The organism is Sphingobacterium phlebotomi, assembly GCF_008180195.1.
Taxonomy (GTDB): Bacteria; Bacteroidota; Bacteroidia; order Sphingobacteriales; family Sphingobacteriaceae; genus Sphingobacterium; species Sphingobacterium phlebotomi.
Genome location: NZ_VTAV01000001.1, coordinates 853,325 through 872,857, shown reverse-complemented (window position 1 = coordinate 872,857; position 19,533 = coordinate 853,325). Strand labels below are relative to the sequence as shown.

Annotated in this window: 12 protein-coding genes; all 12 read right to left on the bottom strand. The window is 40.9% G+C overall.

Features of this window, described 5'->3' with window-relative positions; genetic code table 11:
* Nucleotides 1–6: 6 nt before the first annotated feature.
* The 12 genes from FXV77_RS03340 to mobC all read right to left on the bottom strand — a co-directional run bounded on the left by FXV77_RS03340 (nt 7) and on the right by mobC (nt 19,415).
* Nucleotides 7–1,473: a TolC family protein gene (locus FXV77_RS03340; protein WP_148917764.1), complete on the bottom strand. Its 1,467-nt coding sequence runs from the start codon at nt 1,471–1,473 to the stop codon at nt 7–9.
* Entirely contained in the window at nt 1,460–5,311 is a 3,852-nt protein-coding gene (locus FXV77_RS03335) for an efflux RND transporter permease subunit (RefSeq protein WP_148917763.1), read from the bottom strand. The genes FXV77_RS03340 and FXV77_RS03335 overlap by 14 nt, the downstream gene beginning before the upstream one ends.
* A 93-nt stretch (nt 5,312–5,404) precedes the next feature.
* Nucleotides 5,405–5,977, bottom strand: a complete 573-nt coding sequence (locus FXV77_RS03330; protein ID WP_237235627.1) for a DUF3347 domain-containing protein — start codon at nt 5,975–5,977, stop codon at nt 5,405–5,407.
* 24 nt (nt 5,978–6,001) lie between these two features.
* Nucleotides 6,002–6,427, bottom strand: a complete 426-nt coding sequence (locus FXV77_RS03325) for a hypothetical protein (RefSeq protein ID WP_148917761.1) — start codon at nt 6,425–6,427, stop codon at nt 6,002–6,004.
* Between the two features lie 9 nt (nt 6,428–6,436).
* Nucleotides 6,437–7,003 carry a DUF3347 domain-containing protein gene (locus tag FXV77_RS03320; protein ID WP_237235626.1) on the bottom strand — a complete coding sequence of 189 codons (567 nt, stop codon included), beginning with the start codon at nt 7,001–7,003 and terminating at the stop codon, nt 6,437–6,439.
* An 877-nt stretch (nt 7,004–7,880) separates the two neighbouring features.
* Nucleotides 7,881–9,914 carry a heavy metal translocating P-type ATPase gene (locus FXV77_RS03310; protein ID WP_148917760.1) on the bottom strand — a complete coding sequence of 678 codons (2,034 nt, stop codon included), beginning with the start codon at nt 9,912–9,914 and terminating at the stop codon, nt 7,881–7,883.
* Nucleotides 9,915–9,919: 5 nt separating this feature from the next.
* Nucleotides 9,920–10,639, bottom strand: coding sequence for a transglutaminase-like domain-containing protein (locus tag FXV77_RS03305; RefSeq protein ID WP_148917759.1), 720 nt, complete (start codon nt 10,637–10,639; stop codon nt 9,920–9,922).
* A gap of 47 nt (nt 10,640–10,686) precedes the next feature.
* The gene (locus tag FXV77_RS03300) at nt 10,687–11,109 is read right to left on the bottom strand and encodes a Fur family transcriptional regulator (protein ID WP_094258248.1); all 423 of its coding nucleotides are present in this window, start codon (nt 11,107–11,109) and stop codon (nt 10,687–10,689) included.
* 11 nt (nt 11,110–11,120) lie between these two features.
* Nucleotides 11,121–12,377, bottom strand: coding sequence for an efflux RND transporter periplasmic adaptor subunit (locus tag FXV77_RS03295; protein WP_148917758.1), 1,257 nt, complete (start codon nt 12,375–12,377; stop codon nt 11,121–11,123).
* 8 nt (nt 12,378–12,385) lie between these two features.
* Nucleotides 12,386–16,690 carry a CusA/CzcA family heavy metal efflux RND transporter gene (locus tag FXV77_RS03290; RefSeq protein WP_237235625.1) on the bottom strand — a complete coding sequence of 1,435 codons (4,305 nt, stop codon included), beginning with the start codon at nt 16,688–16,690 and terminating at the stop codon, nt 12,386–12,388.
* Between the two features lie 183 nt (nt 16,691–16,873).
* Entirely contained in the window at nt 16,874–17,209 is a 336-nt protein-coding gene (locus FXV77_RS03285; RefSeq protein WP_209023052.1) for a DUF6660 family protein, read from the bottom strand.
* A gap of 205 nt (nt 17,210–17,414) precedes the next feature.
* A complete protein-coding gene (gene mobC, locus FXV77_RS03280) occupies nt 17,415–19,415 on the bottom strand; it encodes a conjugal transfer protein MobC (protein ID WP_091097058.1) in 2,001 nt (666 codons plus the stop codon).
* Between the last annotated feature and the right edge of the window lie 118 nt (nt 19,416–19,533).

Sequence of the window (19,533 nt, the reverse complement as noted above, 5' to 3'; positions counted from 1 at the left end):
ATTTCATTATTTATGGTCTGCTAATAATTTTTTTATCGAGACAACCATCGTATTATAGTTGGCAAGGGCCTCAGCTTTCCTTAGCTGATAATCCAATAATTGCCGTTGCACCTGAATAACGTTGGTCAAGTCACTTTTACCCGTAACAAACTCTTTTACGATCAGGTTATATGTCGTTTGGGCAAGCGTAGTTTGTTTTTCGTACAGTTTCATGACACGTTCAGCATCATCCAATTGGCTTTTGAAACTATAAAATTCACTTTTCAAAGCGTTAAACGTGTTTTTAAAGTTCTCTTCGCTTGATTTTCGCCATAATCTGCTTTCGTTTTGCTGTGCATTGTACTTTTTACGGAAGAGTGGCAGGCTCACTGAAACCATGGGCATGACCATATCCTTGCCGTTCATCCCGTCCATTGCCAGCATTGAATTATTCGTCTTTCCCACAACCATGTATTCCACACCGATACCAATCATAGGGTAACTCATTTTCCGATCCATTTCCGCTTTTGCCTTAAATGCCAATCCTTCTTCGGTAATCATTTCAAGCATGGGGTTGTTTGTCTCAATAACCCTCAGCGCTTCTTCCTCGCTATATAAAAAATTCAGCTTGTGGATCTCTTGTCCCAACATTACTTCTTCATTGGCTTCCCTGTTCAGCAATGCATTGAATTTCGCTTTTTCGGCTTTGATCTGGGCATGTAAACTTTCAATGTTATTTTCAATTTCAGCGATTTCCAATTGGATACGAAGCACCTCTGACATACCCGATCCGGAGCCACCTTCCATTGCTCCCATGCCACCACCGGACGGCATACTCATATTCTGATTAGTAGCAGGAGCTGAATTGCCTCCTCCCATACTCATCCCTCCCATACCCGATGAAGCACTAGATCTGGTTGGTGAGGAAGGCGTATTACTGCTTACGACGGGTGCTACACTTGATTGTGAGGTGCTTGAGGGCGCAGAGAATTTCCGTATTGCCAATTGTTCCAATTGTTTTAGAAACACTTGGTTTTCCTGATTATTCTTGAGTTGCTCGTTCAATTTTTGCATCGTGTACCACTGTGTGCTGACCTGAAGGATCAGATTATTTATGGCTTCCCGATACTGTTGATCTTGCATATTGGCCATATGTGTAGCCTCTGTGCGAGCTGCTTTTCTCGTGCCAAACCATGGGAACATCTGCATCAAGCTTACATTTCCAATAGAACGCCCTCCTATAATTTCCATAGGCATCGTATATGCTTCCATGGACAATTCCGGGTCTTGGTATGCTCCGGCTTGCGGAATTTTTTCAAGGTATGCCTCATGCGCATACTTTTGTGATTTTACACCCGGATTATTTTCGATTGCGACTTGTATATAATAAGACAGCGAATCGGTGGGGTAGTCTTGGGCTAAAGCTTGCGAAAAAATGCTTAAGCTTGTTAATACAGCCACGGTTATATACCGATTTATCTTATTCGTTTTCATTCGCTATATTTTTATTATTTTTTCTATTTTCTTTTTTCGTGGCAGATTCCCTCCACCAGCACTGGAATACCGGGACTACAAACATGGTCATGGATTGGATCAGCATGCCGCCGAAAGTCGGGATGGCCATTGGTACCATGATTTCCGCACCTTTACCGGTAGAGGTCAGGACAGGCAGTAAGGCGATCAGTGCTGTAGCAGTGGTCATCGCTGCCGGTCTGACACGCTTTAAGCCTGCGTATATGACTGCTTCCCGTATTTCATCTTTTGTTCTGGGGTTCCGTGCTTCAAATGTATCGTGGATGTATGTTCCCATTAATACACCATCACTCGTCGCCAGTCCGAACAGGGCGATAAATCCTACCCAAACGGCAATGCTGAGATTGATGCTGTGCATCTGGAACAGATCCCTCATATTTGTCCCTCCGACAGAGAAGTCCATAAACCAGGGCTGCCCGTAAAGCCATAATAAAATAAAGCCACCTGCAAGTGCTACAAAAACACCGGAAAAATGAATTAACGATGCTGTAACCGTTCGGAACTGAAAGTAGAGAATTACTAAAATGGCTAACAAACTCAGTGGTATAATAAACATTAGCCTTTTTGCGGCACGTTCTTGCTGTTCATAATTTCCGGCAAACTTATACGTCACCCCGTTGGGTAAATCGAGTTCTCCAGACGCTATTTTTTCCTTTAGGAGTTGATCCGCTTCGTGTACTACGTCGACTTCCGCTATGCCACTTTTTTTATCAAAGATTACATAACCCAACAAAAAGGTATTTTCACTTTGGATCATCTGAGCGCCCTTGGCATATTCAACATCCACCACATCCCCCAATGGAATCTGAGCTCCTGTAGCTGTCGGAATGATTATTTTTCGCAACGCATCCGGGTCATCCCGTAATTCTCGCGGGTAGCGCAGGCGAACGGGAAACCGTTCCCGGCCTTCGACTGTAGTGGTCAACGTCATACCGCCGACTGCCGCACTGATTACTTCTTGAAGCTCGGCAACGGTAATACCGTATCTGGCCATTCTATCCCGGTTCAGATGGATTTCGATATAGGGTGCGCCTACAGCACGGTCGTAGAAAACGGTCGATGGCATAACAGATGGAACATCCTTTAACGCTGCTTCCAAGGCCTTGCCACCGATTTCAATCGACTCCAAATCCGGGCCCGATACCTTTAACCCCATCGGAGCCCTCATGCCCGTAGAAAGCATCACCATTCTCGCTTCTATCGGTTGCAGCTTAGGAGCGGAAGTCAATCCGGGCAGATGGGAAACATTGACGATCTCTTGCCAGATATCTTCGGCTTTTTTAATTTCGGGACGCCATCTGCGGAAAAATTTTCCGCTTTTATCTTCAATCAGACTGTCGCGTGGTATGGAACGGAAACCATTGGAAACAGCATAGGTCTTGTCGCCTTTCAACACGAATTCTCCGGAACTGTTTACCTTGAATCTTTCACGGTGCCCGTCTTCATCCAGATAAAATTCCGGGATATAATTGATCGTATTTTCAAACATCTGTGTGGGCGCAGGATCAAGTGCAGAATTCACACGGCCCCATTTTCCTACGATAAGTTCGACTTCCGGTATGTTTTGAATACGTTTATCAAGTGTTCTGATCAATTGCAGGTTTTGTTCAATCCCAGTATGCGGCATACTGGTGGGCATCAAAAGGAAAGAACCTTCATTGAGGCTTGGCATAAATTCCTCCCCGATACCGGGAAATGTTTCGGTGGATTTTTGCCAGAAGGCAGTCTCCCGAAATGATTTCCAACCTGTCTTTTCGAAGCCATTTGCAACAAAACCAAAACTCTTCTCTACGCCCATCCATGCTAACATTCCGAATAATAAAGTAATGATAGGGATGGCCATGAATTTCCACCGGTTGGAAAGTGACCAACGCAGGATCTGTTCATAATAGATCACCAATGCCCATAACATTCCCAGGATGGAACCAATGGCAAAGAACACGAACACAAAGTTAAGTGTGGTGCTTGCCTGCGTGCCGAGTGGCAGCCACTCAACCGTCAGGTAATACATCGCTACAAAAAGTGTGATAGCTACATTAACGTAGTTGGCAATTTTTTCTCCTTTCCATCTTGGTGTAAACAGGTTGTTGACTCCGATCAAAGTCAATGCGAACGCGACAAAAACACCTGTATAGATCCAAAGAGCGATACCGGCAACTACCAAAACGTAGTTGGCTATCCGGCGAACTTTACTCCCATTGATACGGATTGAAAATATATAATAAGCTAGTGTTGGCAAGATAATAATGCCTAACACAAAGGCTGAAACCAAAGCAAAGGTTTTGGTGTATGCCAAGGGACCGAACAACTTACCTTCTTGTGCTTCCATCATAAAAACAGGTAAAAAGCTGATGATCGTGGTGAGCATTGCCGTTGACAAAGCTCCTGAAACTTCCGTCACAGCACGAGAAATCAATTTTACCAAGACTTTCCCTTTACTTTCAACGCCTTTAGCTCGTTCTTCATCAATATGGCGCAAAATACTCTCGATAAAGACGATCCCAACATCAACCATAACACCAATGGCAATGGCGATACCCGAAAGAGCAACGATGTTCGCTTCTACATCCATCTGTTTCATAATAATGAAAGTCGCCAACACACCGATGGGCAAGAGGCTGGATATAAGAATTGATGCGCGGAGATTGATCACCAAGACGATGACAACGATAATGCAGATCAGTATTTCATGGGCTAAAGCATTTTCCAGCGTCCCGATGGTTTCCTGGATTAAACCCGAGCGGTCATAAAACGGAACGACGGTGACTTTTGAAATAGTCCCATCCTCTAATGTTTTTTGAGGGAAACCTGCCTCCATTTCTTTGATCTTCGCCTTGACATTATTGATGACCTCCATGGGGTTGGTTCCATGTCGCGCTACCACCACACCGCCAACTGCTTCCACGCCTTCTTTATCCAATCCGCCGCGTCGGGTAGATGGACCTAAATTTACAAATCCGACGTCTTTTATCTTTACGGGAATATTATTGCGCACAGCCACTACGGCATCTTCCAGATCCTGGACACTTTTTAGATAACCCAATCCGCGCACCAAATATTCCGCTTTGTTTATTTCGATTGTCTCTGCACCAATATCCAGATTGCTGTTTTGGATAGCCGACATGATATCCATTACCGATACATTGTATGCACGCATCGCATCCGGATTGATATCGACTTGGTATTCCTTAACAAAACCTCCGATGGAAGCCACTTCGGAAACCCCCTCTGATGCTGCCAAATTATATTTGGCATAGAAATCCTGGATCGTGCGCAGCTCATCGGGATCCCAGCCTCCTGCGGGTTTTCCGGTTTCGGGGTTACGTCCCTCCAGTGTATACCAAAAGACCTGACCCAAAGCCGTGGCATCCGGTCCGAGCGTAGGCGTTACCTCGGATGGTAATGTGCCGGCAGGCAATGAGTTCAGTTTTTCCAGAATACGGGAACGGCTCCAATAAAACTCGACATCTTCTTCAAAAATGACATAGAGGAAGGACATGCCGAACATGGAACTGCTGCGGATTGTTTTTACGCCGGGGATGCCCAGTAAGGAGGTCGTGAGTGGATAGGTAATCTGTTCCTGTATATCTTTGGGAGACCTCCCCATCCATTCGGTCGCCACAATTTGCTGGTTCTCCCCAATGTTCGGAATCGCATCGACCGGCACAGGATCGCTCGGCAACGCATTTTGATGCCAATTAAAGGGCGCTGTAATCAGCCCCCATATAAGGACAACCACAAGTAATAACAGTGTTATTACTCGGTTCTCCAAAAAATATTTGATAATTTTGTTAAGCATAACATATACATTGTTTACATTTTAATATCAGATACCAGCCTACAGAAATCGACCGGTACCTGATATTTTAATTTCAAATCTTAATCAGAGTTTTTACTTCAGTTCTTCCTGAACTTCACCGCATGTTAGCATATCCGCACCATAGTAAGGGTTTTTGACCTCTTTGCTATCGCTTAACCAATATGCTCCTTTGTTGTCATCGTACATCGAGCAAAAAATCTTGTACATGGGCTTTTCGGTGCCGAATTCTTTTGTTATATCATAAAAATCCTTGCTCAGGATCACTAAATGTTCTCTTTGATGAGCGATATTGCCTATGTTATCACCTATGTGCTCCGAATGTTCCTGAATATCAGCAGCGATGTCATCGAAGGTGCTTTTCTGTTCTGCACTAAAGCCCTCGGTATTAATCTTGGGGAGTGCTTCCAGCATGCCTTTAGCTGCATTTGCGGCTTCTTTATCATTATCGGAAGACAAAGCAAAAGTCAGGTGCTGGTAATGGGAAAAAAGTTCCGAAAAAGTTCCCTGGTCGCTTGCAGCGTTGCTTTCGTTGGATACCGTTGTTTCAGTATGGACGTCGCTTTCTGATTTTTTTTCAGAAGCGCCATTGCATGCTGCCAAGGTCAATACGGATGAGGCTAGTAAGCCTACAAATAAATGTTTCATTGTCATGATTTCTGTTTTTAATAATTAAAATTGATTTATGTAATTTGTATATGTAGTATTATTTTCAAAATATGATACTTCCCCGTTGTTGCCCGTAATTGCTATTATAGCAGTCGCTTTATCTATCTGCTTTTTGGAAAATGGATCTATGGCAACGCGTGTAGAAGGATCTTTTGGAATACGTTCTTTACACATCTGGCAACATCCGTAATATATTTTTCCTTCAAAATTTACCTCAAATTGTTTTTTGCCCATGTATTCATTGTTGACCATGCATACCTCTTCCGACGGAACTACATCGCCCATTTCAAAGGCATTGTGGTCACGGGTATTTGTATTTGAGCTTTTTGAAGTATATGTATTGTCTTGCACCTTTAGTGTAGGGTTATTGTTGCATGAACTAAATATGACTACAATAGAAGTAACGATCCCAATCAATAGATATCTCATAATGGCTGACTAATTTAATTTTTCAATAGTACTACCGCAGGTCAGCATTTTTGAACCGTAATACGGGTTTTTGATATCCGTACTTTTACTTAACCAAGTTGCACCTTTGCCATCGTTGTACATCGGGCAGTTTTGGTAGTACATAGTTGTTTTTTGCTTTGATGCGTTTGCCAATTCATAGACATTCTTAGAAAGTAGGGCAAATACCCTCCGTTGCTTTACGACGTCTTTCGATTTCGAGATGTTTTCTGTGTTTAAAGACAGTTCCTTCATGACCTTCATCCATACGGTATGCTCTTTGGGAGAAAGTTCACCCATATCCACTGTTTTAATAACTGTGGCTAATTCAGTAGCATTTGAAGATGCTATATTTACATCTGCGTTTACCAAAGCATCTTTTATGGAAAAATACTTGTCAAATACGGCATGTAATTGTGATAAATTTTGTGATGGAATATTCTTTGCTTGAGCTGTTCCACCATGGTAGTGATGTTGCTCGTTCTGGTTTTGCGCAAAGCTGTTTGCTGCGGATAGTAATACGGTGATTACCATCAATATTTTTGATATTGATTTCATTTGGAACCTTATTAAGTATTAAAAATGGTAAATAATCAAAAGCCAGATCTGGCTTTTAATAAAACATGTATTGCGGATAGGTGCAAAATCAACCGATTTCGCACACCTATGGCTATACAGTACTAATTTAACTTATTTTAGGCGGTTGCCAAATGGAAGATTCCCCTGTAGAATAAAAGGGTTCTTTGTATAAAGGGTATGGTTTTTTACTTTTAGAAAAAACAGGATTTTGAGCGTTCCTAAAAAATGGGGGTGTTGCAGAAAAACTATTAGAAGAGCTGTGGCAGGACGTAGGTCCACAATTTCCAGAGCATTCATTGCTCGTGTCATCCTTAGACTTACAGCAGTCTTTCTCACATTGATCTTCTGAATGATGCTGCTTGTTGGCACTGCAACATGACTTCTCCTTGATAACAATTTCTTTGGAATGCGATTTACACGCATAGGATTGCATTGGGATTATAAAAAAGCCCAATAAGCATATAATCATTAATATGTTTATCCTTTTTAACATGTAAAAAACAAAAAAACTATTGCAAAGATAATGATATTTTTCAAACCGGTTCGTTTTTTTTGAAATAAATGGCAGATAAGTTTCTCTTATCCGCCATTTATTTTTATTCCATGAGCATTATAGTGTCAGTTACATTTCCTGCTAGTGTTCTTTTAAATCTTTCACTCAATAATATCGAATACACCCATACGCCCGGTTACGGGGTTTTCAGAAGCATGCTTCAACCTATATAAATGGTTCTTACATCAACAAGGTTGTCGTCACTGATGTCCAAAGACATTAAGTCGCTTCGGTTGAATACCTTTATATATTTCTTTTTGCGTATTTTCTGTTTTCTTTTCAATACTTATAAATTGACGTCCTTTAAAATTTCATCCGCTGTATTCGTACCGCATTAAGAATAGCCAATAACGCCACGCCCACATCAGCAAAAACGGCTTCCCACATTGTAGCCAATCCACCTGCACCAAGCACCAATACAATTCCTTTTACCACAAATGCCAATGTGATATTTTGCCAAACGATTTTCTTTGTCTTTTTTCCAATATTGATTGCCATTGGGATTTTGCTCGGCTTATCGTCTTGTATGACCACATCTGCCGTTTCAATAGTGGCATCGCTTCCCAAACCGCCCATTGCGATACCTACGTCGCTCAACGCCACAACGGGAGCATCGTTCACGCCGTCGCCGACGAAAGCAACGCTTTCGCCTTTGGCTTTAATTTCTTTAACCCTGTTTACTTTATCTTCGGGCAATAAATCCCCAAAAGCATTATCTATCCCCAACTGCTCCGCTACATACTTTACCACTGTACTTTTATCTCCGCTAAGCATAGTTGCTTTCACATTGAGTTTATGCAATAAACGGATGGTTTTCTCTGCATCTTCTTTGATACTGTCGGCAATCGTAATGTAACCGACAAATTTGTTATCGTAAGCAACGGCAATGGTCGTATAAACGATGCTGTTCGGATCTAAGTCGTATTGTATTCCAAACTTGTTCATCAGCTTGAAATTTCCAACCAACAAGTCTTTACCATTTACGGTTGATTTCAACCCGTGTCCTGCGATTTCCTCTGTATTTTCTAAGTGGATCGTACTATCCAGTTCCCCCACGTATTCGTGAATAGCTGTCGCTACGGGGTGCGTACTGTGGCTTTCCAATACATTGACCAATTGCAGGATTTCGTCTTGATTGAACGCTTTGTCAAATACCACTTCCTGAACCTTGAAAACGCCCTCTGTCATTGTACCCGTTTTATCCATTACCACATTTTGGATATTGGAAAGGCTATCTAAAAAGTTACTTCCTTTGAACAGTATTCCGTTTTTGCTCGCTGCTCCAATGCCACCGAAATAACCCAATGGAATACTGATTACTAAGGCACAAGGACAAGAAATAACTAAGAATACCAAAGCCCTGTACAACCAATCCCTAAACTCATAATCAGCTACGAAAAAGTAAGGCAGCACACAGATAGCGACCGCTAACAGTACCACTATAGGGGTATATATTTTCGCAAACTTGCGGATAAATAATTCCGTTGGTGCTTTTTGTGAAGTAGCATTTTGTACCAATTCCAAAATTTTACTCAACTTACTATCCATATATGCGGTTGTGACCTGCACTTGTGCAACGGTATTAAGGTTTATCATACCTGCCAAAACCGTTTCGCCTTTGGCTTTGGTGTCGGGTTTGCTTTCGCCTGTGAGTGCTGAGGTGTTGAACGATGCCGTTTCAGACAATAATTCTCCGTCCAAACCTAATTTTTCTCCCGGTTTCAATTGTATTATTTCGCCGATATTCACGGTTTCCGCCTTTACAGTTAGGGGTTGGTCGTTTCTTAAAACCGTTACCTCATCAGGTCTTTGGTCGAGCAATGATTTGATATTTGCTTTGGCTCTGGAAACCGCCATTGTCTGAAAAACTTCTCCAACAGCATAAAACAACATCACGGCAACGCCCTCGGGATATTCGCCAATGGCAAATGCCCCGATGGTGGCAATGCCCATTAAAAAGAACTCTGAAAAGATTTCCCCTTTTCTGATGCTTTTCACGGCATCTGTCAATACAGGAAACCCAACGGGAGCATACGCAACCACATACCAAATAATCCTTACCCAACCCGTAAACCATTGCTGTGGAAGCCAATGATCAAATGCTATGGCAGCAAGCAACAATACCAATGATATTATACTCGGCAAAAACATTTTAATTGGACTACTCTCACTATGACTGTGGTCGTGTCCTTCATCATCGCCGTGGTCGTGTTGATGCTTTTCATTTACCAGCTCTTTTGCACCTGCTTCGGTGTAAATTTTTTCTTCCAGCGTGCAACAAGTCATTTTGCCTTGTGCATCATACGTATGCTTATGATTTTTGTCTGTATTTGTCATAGCCTTTAATTTTTTAGGTTCTTTACACTTTTATTTCTTATTATTTCTACGTTATTATTCATTATATACCTCACGATATACTGAAAAACAAATCGCTTTAACGCATTTAGCTTTTGCTGATGCTTAGAATAAAATTCATCGGGTGTATCAAAAACGCCAAAGTCCTGATTGATGCCCTTATCCTGAATAAACGTATTGTTGAGGTTCCATTCAATCGGTGGGTTCTCAAAATTATCGGTATAAACCCCGAAACCACAAAATGTGGTTTTGCAATCGCTGTTCTGCTCCTGCAATTTGGTGAGATAGGGTTTATCCAAAATCACACCTTCTAAAAAATACCACTGTTCATTTACCCATACTTCTACCCAGCTATGTAAGATGTTTTGAGGCGAAAGTTTGTACCAAATACCCGTAATAGCTCCTTTTTGCAAGGCTTTGTCAATGGTAAAACCGTGAATGCGGTTAGGTATTCCCGTTGCTCTTAATAACGTCATTAGCAAAGTCGCTTTGGTATTGCACTGTCCATAGCCATCCTGCAATATTTCTGATGCAGGTATATCGTCCGAAACATTGTAGCCAAATTTTATTTCATCCCTGACAAAATTGTAAATGGCTTTAACTCTTGAAACATTGCCCAAATCTTTCCACCCTCTTTGTTCCAATAGCTCTTGTATAGAAACGTTTGAGTAGTCAAGGATTTTTGTTTCTTTAAGATAGTTATCCATAACACATTTATATTTATGACAAAGATACACAGGAAGAGCCTGCAATGCTATTGCAAACTCTCCTTTAAACAGTTCTCGCAAATACCTTTACCAAATAGTTTTATTTCGTCAATACGGTAATTTTGGTTTCCATTCTGCGGTATTATAAAATCCTCCTTACAGGTTGTCTGTTTACAGATTTTACAATAGAAATGTAAGTGCCAATCTTTGTGTGTTTCTTCATCACACCCATCGTGACACAAAATATACTTAACGGTAGTGTTCTCCTGAATACTGTGTACAATGCCTTTTTCCTCGAAAGTTTTCAAAGTCCTGTAAATCGTAACCCTGTCTGCTTTATAGAAATGACTTTCGATTTCAGATAAGGACATCGCTGTCTGCTGTTGCTCCAAGAAATCATATACCAATATCCGCATACTGGTCGGATTGGTGTTCTTTGACAACAGCTTTTGTTCAATGCTTTTTTTCATTATATACCATTTTAGTGAGCGTGACCGTGTTCTCCGGTATCATTCATTTTTGCATTCACAAAAAACGCACCTTTTATCACGATATGTGTACCGTGTGGAATTTCATTTACAGGCGTTATCGCCGTGTAACCCAATTGAGAAGCACCTTTAACGACCTCCATTCTTGTAAATTGAGTTCCATTTTCCGAACCGTGGTCGTGAGCCTCATCTTCTTTATGGTCGTGCGGTTCTTCTTCCTGCTCCTTGACCAAAAAGATGTAATATTTCCCGTCTGCATTGACAACCGCTTCGTTGGGTACAGCCGTACTTAATACATCATCTAAACTTACATTTCCGGTTATGCTCATTCCGTCAATCAATCCTGTTTTATCTCCGGTAATTCTGCTGTGAACGGCAATGGTTTTGCTCTCTCCGCTAAAAGATGAACCTATACTATAAACTTCGGCAGAATGGGTCTTATTGGGGTTGTTGGTTACGACAAAATCTATTTTCTGACCTATTTTGATTAGGGGAATATCTTTTTCATAAACCTGTAAGTCCAAGTGCAATGCTGTGTTCTCTATTATTTCGGCAATAGGCGAAGACACATCTACATAGCTTCCGATTTTGGCAAAAACGTTACTTACCGTACCGCCTATCGGACTTGTAACGACCAACGAGGATTTAAGGCTGGAATTTGACAGGGAAGCCGGATTAATGCCCATCATTTGGATTTGTTGTTGTAACGATGCTTTTCGTGTTCTCAACGTGTTCAATTCAGATGTGGCACTTTGCAGGTTTTTCTTTGCACCTGCATTTCCCTCGTTCAGCTCTCTTTGTCTTGCAACTTCCTGCTCTGCAAATTCTATCCTGCTATTGATGCTTAGGTATTCTTCCTGTAATTGTATGAATTCCGGATTGGAAATAGTGGCGATGACCTGACCTTTTTTTACGAAATCGCCTATCTCCACATTGAGGGATTTGATAACACCACCAAACAACGAGGTTGCATTCGCCTTGTTGCTGTTGGGAACTCTTAATGCTCCGTTGGCTTTCAATGTTTTGGATAATTGCTTCTGTTCAATTGAACCGATTTCAACACCTACGGCTTTCATCTGCTCATCGGTCAGCACGGCAACATTTTCTTCTTCGTGTTCGTCCGTTGTTGCTGCTTCTGTACCGTGATTATGTCCGTCGCCCTCCGTATGTTTATTTGTACAAGCGTTCAAAGCAAAGATTGCTACGAGGACAAAAACGCTGAAAACTATATTATTTATGATACGTTTCATATATTGTATTATTTGCTGATTAATGAATGGATAAGCGTTACAGCCTCATTGATTTGCTGTATGCTCTTTAAATAATTAAGCTGAATATCGGTTGTTGTCTGCAATGCAAAGAGGTATTCCACATACGAAATATCTCCGGTACTGTACCCTAACTTTGCCGCATTGATGATTTCATCAGCATTCGGAAGTGCCTGCTCCTTGAAATAGGTAAACTGTGAAACATTCTGTTCATATTGTTTCAGGGCATTTGCCAACTCCGTTTTTAGCTGCTGTTGTTGCCATTGGGCATTCAGTTCCAATGATTGTTTTTGATAATCAAGGGAACGGATTTTCGCTCTGGTCGTAGTAAAGAGTGGAATGGTTATGCCTACATCAACAAAACTGAACCGCTGTCCTCTGCCGTAAAATTGTTCCACGCCGTTTCTACTGTGCATTCCTATCAGCGATATATTATTATAACCGAACGTAAAATCAGGCAGGCTGTTTGCCCGTTCCAACTTCTTGTTCTGTTCAGCGATTTTAGCCTCCTGATACAATAGCTGGATGCTTGGGTGGTTTTCAATAGCTGAACTGTCTATGAAAGAAGTCAAAAGTAATGGTTCATAGTCTGATTTGGGTTCAATGGCAAAATCTTCCTTTGTCTGCATCAGGTTTTTAAGATTCTGATAGGCATTTTGCCTGAAGACCTCATTTTGCTGGAGCAATATATTGATTTCCCCCTTTTTGGTAACAGCCGTACTGACTTCTATCCGCCCTATATCTCCTGTTTTATAACGCAGCTCCGCCACACGGATAAAGTCTGCATAAATACTATCCAAATACTTCAATACCGAAGCATTATGTTCCAGATACGCTAACTGATAATAATATGTTCTTACCTGCTTTCTTAGCTCATTTTCTGTCAGAGCCTTTGACCATTCCTGCCCTTTGACTTGCTCTTTGACAAGGTTTTTCTTTACCCCAAAAAGTGTTGGAAAGGGTATAGTCTGCGAAATTTGGAAACCGTCATTGTACTCAAATCCATCTGTATTCCCATATTGGAAATTTAAATCGGTTTTCGGTAGCTCATATGCTGTCTTACTCAAACTTTGGGTAGATTGAATCTCCAATTTTTTGGAACGGAGCTGAGGGTTATTTTCCATAGCTATTTCGATAGCTCTATCTACGTTTACAGGATTTTGTGCATTACTGGTTTGAGAAAAGCCTAAGAACGTAAACAGTAACAATATAGGTGTTATGGCTTTCATTTTATTATTTTTTGTAGGCTTATGATTTCTCATAAATACGAGGTATAGTAAAGGCAGTACGAATAACGTCAATGCCGTTGCTGACATCAATCCGCCGATAACGACCGTTGCCAACGGTTTTTGTACTTCTGCACCCGCACTTGTACTCAATGCCATCGGTAAGAAACCTAAACTTGCTACCGACGCTGTCATTAATACGGGTCTTAGTCTTGTTTTAGCCCCCTCGATAATTCTCGGGATAATCTCGTTCCAACCCTCTTTTTCCAATCTGTTGAATGTGGAAATCAGTACAATCCCGTTCAGAACAGCAACACCAAACAAAGCGATAAACCCTACACCTGCTGATATGCTGAATGGCATATCCCTCAACAATAGGGCAAACACACCTCCAATGGCACTCATCGGGATAGCTGTATAGACCAAAACGGCTTCCTTGAACGAATGAAACGTGAAGTACAATAAGATAAAAATCAAAAGCAGGGCGATAGGTACTGCAATCAGTAATCTGTCAGTAGCTTTTTGGAGGTTCTCAAACTGACCGCCATAGGTAAAATAATATCCTGTCGGTAGCTTAACCTGTTCAGCCAACTTATCCTGAATTTCTTCTACAACACTTGCTACATCCCGCCCTTGTACATTAAATCCGACATATATCCTTCGTTTTCCTCCTTCACGGCTGATTTGTGCAGGACCTAATTTATAGTCAATGTTGGCAACCTGCGAAAGTGGAACCTGCTCTCCGTTTGGAAGTGGAATAAACAGATTGCTCACATCCTCAATAGAACTGCGGTGTTCTTCATCAAGCCGTACCACCAAATCAAATCTACGCTCATTTTCATAAACCACGCCTGCTGATTTACCTGCAAACGCAGTACTGACAATATCGTTTATCTCCTGTACATTCAAGCCATAGTTGGCTATTCGGGTACGGTCGTATTCGATATTAATCTGTGGAAGACCTGCTATCCGTTCTACCTGCGGAGCGGTTGCACCCTCTACCGTTTGAATAATGGCATTGGCTTTATTGGCATAAATCAACAAACTGTCGAGGTTCTCTCCGAATATTTTCACAGCTACATCTTGCCTGATACCCGTCATCAGTTCATTAAACCTCATCTGTATCGGCTGGTTGGCTTCAAAGAATACACCGGGAATAACTTCGAGTTTCTCCATCATTTCATTGGAAAGTTCGTCATACGATTTCTTTGTTTTCCATTCGTCCTGTGGTTTAAGAATAATCATCAGGTCGGTCGCTTCGGGCGGCATCGGGTCTGTCGGTACTTCGGCAGCCCCCGTTTTTCCTACAACCATTTTTACTTCGTCAAACTCCTTGATTATCTTAGATGCCTGCATAGAGGTTTCCAGACTTTGGCTTAAGGATGTTCCTTGCGGCAAAATACAATGGAAAGCAAAATCGCCCTCGCCCAATGTTGGCAGGAACTCTCCGCCCATCCGTGAAAAAAGGAATATACTAATGGTAAAAAGTCCGACGGCAACCGCAATAATCACATATTTTATCCGAATGGCTTTTTCTAACAAAGGCTTATAAACCCCTTGAAGATAGTCCATCATTTTGTCTGAAAAATTCCTTTTGGTAATCGGTTTTTTAGACAGACACAAGGCACTCATCATCGGGATATAGGTAAAGGACAAAATCAAAGCTCCCAAAATGGCGAAACTTACGGTCTGCGCCATTGGCGTAAACATTTTTCCTTCTATGCCGACCAAAGTAAGGATAGGAATATAAACAATGAGGATAATGATTTCTCCAAATGCTGCACTCGTACGGATTTTTCTTGCAGATTCATACACCTCCTCGTCCATTTCTGCCTGCGTAAGTTTTTGAGTGGATTTCCGTAAGCCCAAATGGTGCATTGTGGCTTCAACAACGATCAGCGAACCGTCCACTATCAATCCGAAATCAATAGCTCCCAAACTCATCAGGTTGGCACTTACGCCAAATAACCTCATCATTCCCAATGCAAAAAGCATTGATAACGGTATAGCTGATGCGACGATTAAACCTGCCCTGAAATTCCCTAAGAAGATAATCAATACAAATATTACGATTAATGCACCTTCAATTAGGTTTTTTTCGACAGTACTTATCGCTCTATCTACCAGGTTCATTCTATCCAAATAAGGTTCTATGACCACATCATCGGGTAGAGATTGTTGGATAACCGGTATTTTTTCTTTGATGTTTTTTACGACCGTAGCAGTGTTTTCTCCCTTGAGCATCATTACAATACCTCCCACAGCATCTACTTCGCCGTTATAGGTCATTGCTCCGTATCGGGTAGCGTGACCAAATTGTACTTTTGCTACATCTTTGATGAATACCGGAACACTTTCCGTATTTTTAACAACAATATTACCTACATCTTCCAGTGAAGTGACTAAACCAATTCCCCGAATGAAGTATGCATTGGGTTTCTTATCAATATAAGCGCCTCCGGTATTTTGGTTGTTGTTTTCGAGTGCAGTAAAAATATCGGAGATACTGACGTCCATCGCTTTGATGCGGTTAGGGTCAACGGATACCTCGTATTGTTTGAGCAGACCGCCGAAACTATTAACTTCTGCAATTCCCGGAGTACCGTAAAGTTGTCTGGCGACAATCCAATCCTGCATTGTCCGTAAATCCATTGCAGAATATTTATCTTCGCTTCCTTGTTTGGGATGGAGAATGTATTGGTAGACTTCGCCAAGACCTGTACTGACAGGAGCAAGTTCAGGCGTTCCAACTCCATCAGGTATCTGGTCTTGTGCTTCTTTCAGCTGTTGGCTTACCAACTGTCTTGCAAAATAAATATCGACATTGTCTTGAAACACTACGGTTACAACAGATAGTCCAAACCTCGAAACACTTCTTATTTCTTCTACTTTGGGAAGATTGACGATACTTTGCTCTACAGGAAATGTAACCAGTTGCTCCACCTCCTGTCCTGCTAATGTTGGTGACAGGGTAATAATCTGAACCTGATTGTTTGTAATGTCAGGTTGGGCATCAATGGGGATTTTCGTGGCACTCCATACCCCCCAAATGATGAGTAATAAGGTCATTAATCCTATAATGAACTTATTCTTTATAGAGAATTTTATAATGTTATTTAACACTTTTTGTGATGATTAATGATGGATAAATAATGATAAAATCATAATGATTATGTTTTTAGGGAATATAAATACCCTAAAAACCAAGCTAACGCTGTTAGCATTAAGCTGTAATCATTAAAACATTAAAAATTATGCATTAATCTTTGGCGGTTGCCAAATTTCTCCCAGATAGAGGGATATAAAGATAGATTTATAGTAAACTTTGGCCTTAGACAAGTCAAAGGTCTTCTTAACTAAGTTATATACATTCCATTGAAGCACTATGCCCGACACCATTCCACAACAACCGCATAAACAAAACGGACTGCACATATCAGGTTTTTCCTGATGGTCGTGGCTTGCTTTATGGGCTAATTCTTCTGAATGGTTATGGTTTTGAAAACTCTCCTTTTCATACATATCGGTACAAGGCATTAAAAATACCGCCATCATATAAATTGCCAATATGGAAAAAAAGACTTTCATATTCTTTTGCAAAGTTAGTAAAAAAGTAATGCAATGGCATTGCATTGTTTTGAATAATTACTATTTTATATAATATCCTTTTTCATTCTGAATATTTGTTTTACATACTGTTCAAAACAATATTGGCGACACTCCATACTAAATTTAAGAAGAAGTATCGCCAATATTTTTTAGTCTATACTAAAAATTTCCACTTGTACCTTTATTACTCTTGCTGTATCAAATGCTGTAAGTTCGGGTCATTCTTAATCCGTTCCATTTCACTTTCGACGATATGCAGAATATCTGATTTTATCTGACGGTAATTGCTTTCAATTTCCTGCTTCATTTTATCCTCGCCTTGCTCATCTACAAAGGATAGGATTTGCGGTATCTTTTGATAGGCTTTTGTTTCGGCGGCTACCTTTTCATTATCGACCACGATTTCTGCGTGAAATATCTTTTGTTCGATACGCTCGTCAAAATTATCCGATACAGAACCGACAAACATACCCTGCGTTAAGGTTGAAATTTTGGAAGCCGGAATAAGGCTGTCTAATTGTGTGGATATAGAGGTCGATTTATCGTTACGGTTGATGGTCATGCTCTGGCGTTTCTGCAATACTTTTCCGAAGCGTTCCGAAAGGCTTTTTGCCGTTTCTCCTACAACCTGTCCACTGAATACATTACCTACGGTGTTTTGAATTACTTTGCTTTCCTTATCGCCATAATCTCGGGTTAATTGCGAAAAATCCTGAAAGCCCAAACACACAGCAACCTTATTACTACGGGCAGTGGCTATCAGGTTGTCCAAGCCCCTGAAATATATCGTCGGCAATTCGTCTATGATAACCGAACTCTTTAACTGCCCTTTCTTATTAATGAGTTTGACAATTCTCGAATTGTAGAGTCCTAAAGCTGCGGAGTAAATATTTTGTCTGTCGGGGTTATTACCTACACAAAGTATCTTAGGTTCTTTGGGGTTGTTGATGTCCAATGAAAAATCATCGCCTGTCATTACCCAATACAACTGCGGTGATATCATTCGTGACAAAGGGATTTTAGCCGATGCAATTTGTCCCTGCAACTGGTCTTGTGCTCCGCCTTGCCAAGCATCCATAAATGGTGAAAGATAGTTTTCCAAATCAGGATACGAAGTTAAAATGGTAAATACATCCGAATACTTTTTATTCAGCAATTCAATGGCGTGTGGAAAGGTGCAATACTTACCATTCTCGTAAATTTTTAAAAACCAGATGATAGCCGCTAAAAGAATAATTGGAGATTCGACAAAGAAATCTCCTTGTTTTTGTATCCAGCTTCTGTTGAGGTTCAACATAATCGTGTAAGCGGCTTCATAAGCATCGGATATGTCAGTCATAAAATCTGGATTGAGCGGATTGCAACGATGGCTCTTGCGTGGATCGTCAAAGTTGATGACGTAGAACTTTGGTTTTATTTCGTACTTATCCTGATGTTTCAATAAATGATTATAAGCAATAGTAGAAAGGTCGTCAAACTTGAAATCGTAGATATACATCGAAAAACCTTTTTCAATTTGTTGCTTGATATAATTGTTAACGACGGCATACGATTTACCAGAACCCGGAGTCCCCAAAACAATCGTTGCTCTGAAAGGATTTACGATATTGATCCAGCCCTTGTGTTCCTTTTTATTGTACCAAAATTTAGTAGGCAGGTTTACGGAATATTCATTTTCCATCAATTTGGTTTCCTGCATAAAACTTTCGTTCTCCATATTGAAAACATCATCCATCAGGTTGTTTTTCAATAACCTGCTTATCCAAACCCCAGCCATCAGCAAAGCAATATAACCTAGTCCGATAGTCAGTATATAAAAGAATGTGCCAATGATGGGCGACAACTTTAACAGTGGTGTATTCAGAAAGAACAGCAAAAAACCAATTCCCAAAGCCACGTAAATCTTTGACCAGGTTATCTTCTCGTTCTTCACGCCTTTGGTTCCCAAACAGCTTAAAGCCAATAACACGATTGCAAATACTTTGGTATATAAAGTATGCGAAAACAAACCGGCTGTTCGGTCAAAATTCCCTAATATTTTATTGATTACTTCTAGTGTCCAGCCACGTTCCATAAAGAAACCATAACAAAACCAATAAAGATGCATCAGTACTAATAGAATACTAACTGCTCTCATAAAAGCCATTATTTTGGCTAAACCTCTTAAATCGTCTTCTCCTTGCATTATTTTTAATTTTAATGTTCGGGCGTGAATTTAAAGACTATAAAGATTGGCTTTGGAAAAGTGGTAGTGGATGGCGGTGAGTGGCAGGGTTCGGCTGGGTCATAAGAGGTATAGCTTC

What these genes read in the sequence shown, in the direction of transcription:
- FXV77_RS03320 (WP_237235626.1), bottom strand. Translation starts at nt 7,003, where the DNA reads ATGAAATCAATATCAAAAATATTGATGGTAATCACCGTATTACTATCC.
- FXV77_RS03285 (WP_209023052.1), bottom strand. Translation starts at nt 17,209, where the DNA reads ATGAAAGTCTTTTTTTCCATATTGGCAATTTATATGATGGCGGTATTT.
- FXV77_RS03330 (WP_237235627.1), bottom strand. Translation starts at nt 5,977, where the DNA reads ATGAAACATTTATTTGTAGGCTTACTAGCCTCATCCGTATTGACCTTG.
- FXV77_RS03325 (WP_148917761.1), bottom strand. Translation starts at nt 6,427, where the DNA reads ATGAGATATCTATTGATTGGGATCGTTACTTCTATTGTAGTCATATTT.
- FXV77_RS03335 (WP_148917763.1), bottom strand. Translation starts at nt 5,311, where the DNA reads ATGCTTAACAAAATTATCAAATATTTTTTGGAGAACCGAGTAATAACA.
- FXV77_RS03305 (WP_148917759.1), bottom strand. Translation starts at nt 10,639, where the DNA reads ATGGATAACTATCTTAAAGAAACAAAAATCCTTGACTACTCAAACGTT.
- mobC (WP_091097058.1), bottom strand. Translation starts at nt 19,415, where the DNA reads ATGCAAGGAGAAGACGATTTAAGAGGTTTAGCCAAAATAATGGCTTTT.
- FXV77_RS03295 (WP_148917758.1), bottom strand. Translation starts at nt 12,377, where the DNA reads ATGAAACGTATCATAAATAATATAGTTTTCAGCGTTTTTGTCCTCGTA.
- FXV77_RS03290 (WP_237235625.1), bottom strand. Translation starts at nt 16,690, where the DNA reads ATGACCTTATTACTCATCATTTGGGGGGTATGGAGTGCCACGAAAATC.
- FXV77_RS03310 (WP_148917760.1), bottom strand. Translation starts at nt 9,914, where the DNA reads ATGACAAATACAGACAAAAATCATAAGCATACGTATGATGCACAAGGC.
- FXV77_RS03300 (WP_094258248.1), bottom strand. Translation starts at nt 11,109, where the DNA reads ATGAAAAAAAGCATTGAACAAAAGCTGTTGTCAAAGAACACCAATCCG.
- FXV77_RS03340 (WP_148917764.1), bottom strand. Translation starts at nt 1,473, where the DNA reads ATGAAAACGAATAAGATAAATCGGTATATAACCGTGGCTGTATTAACA.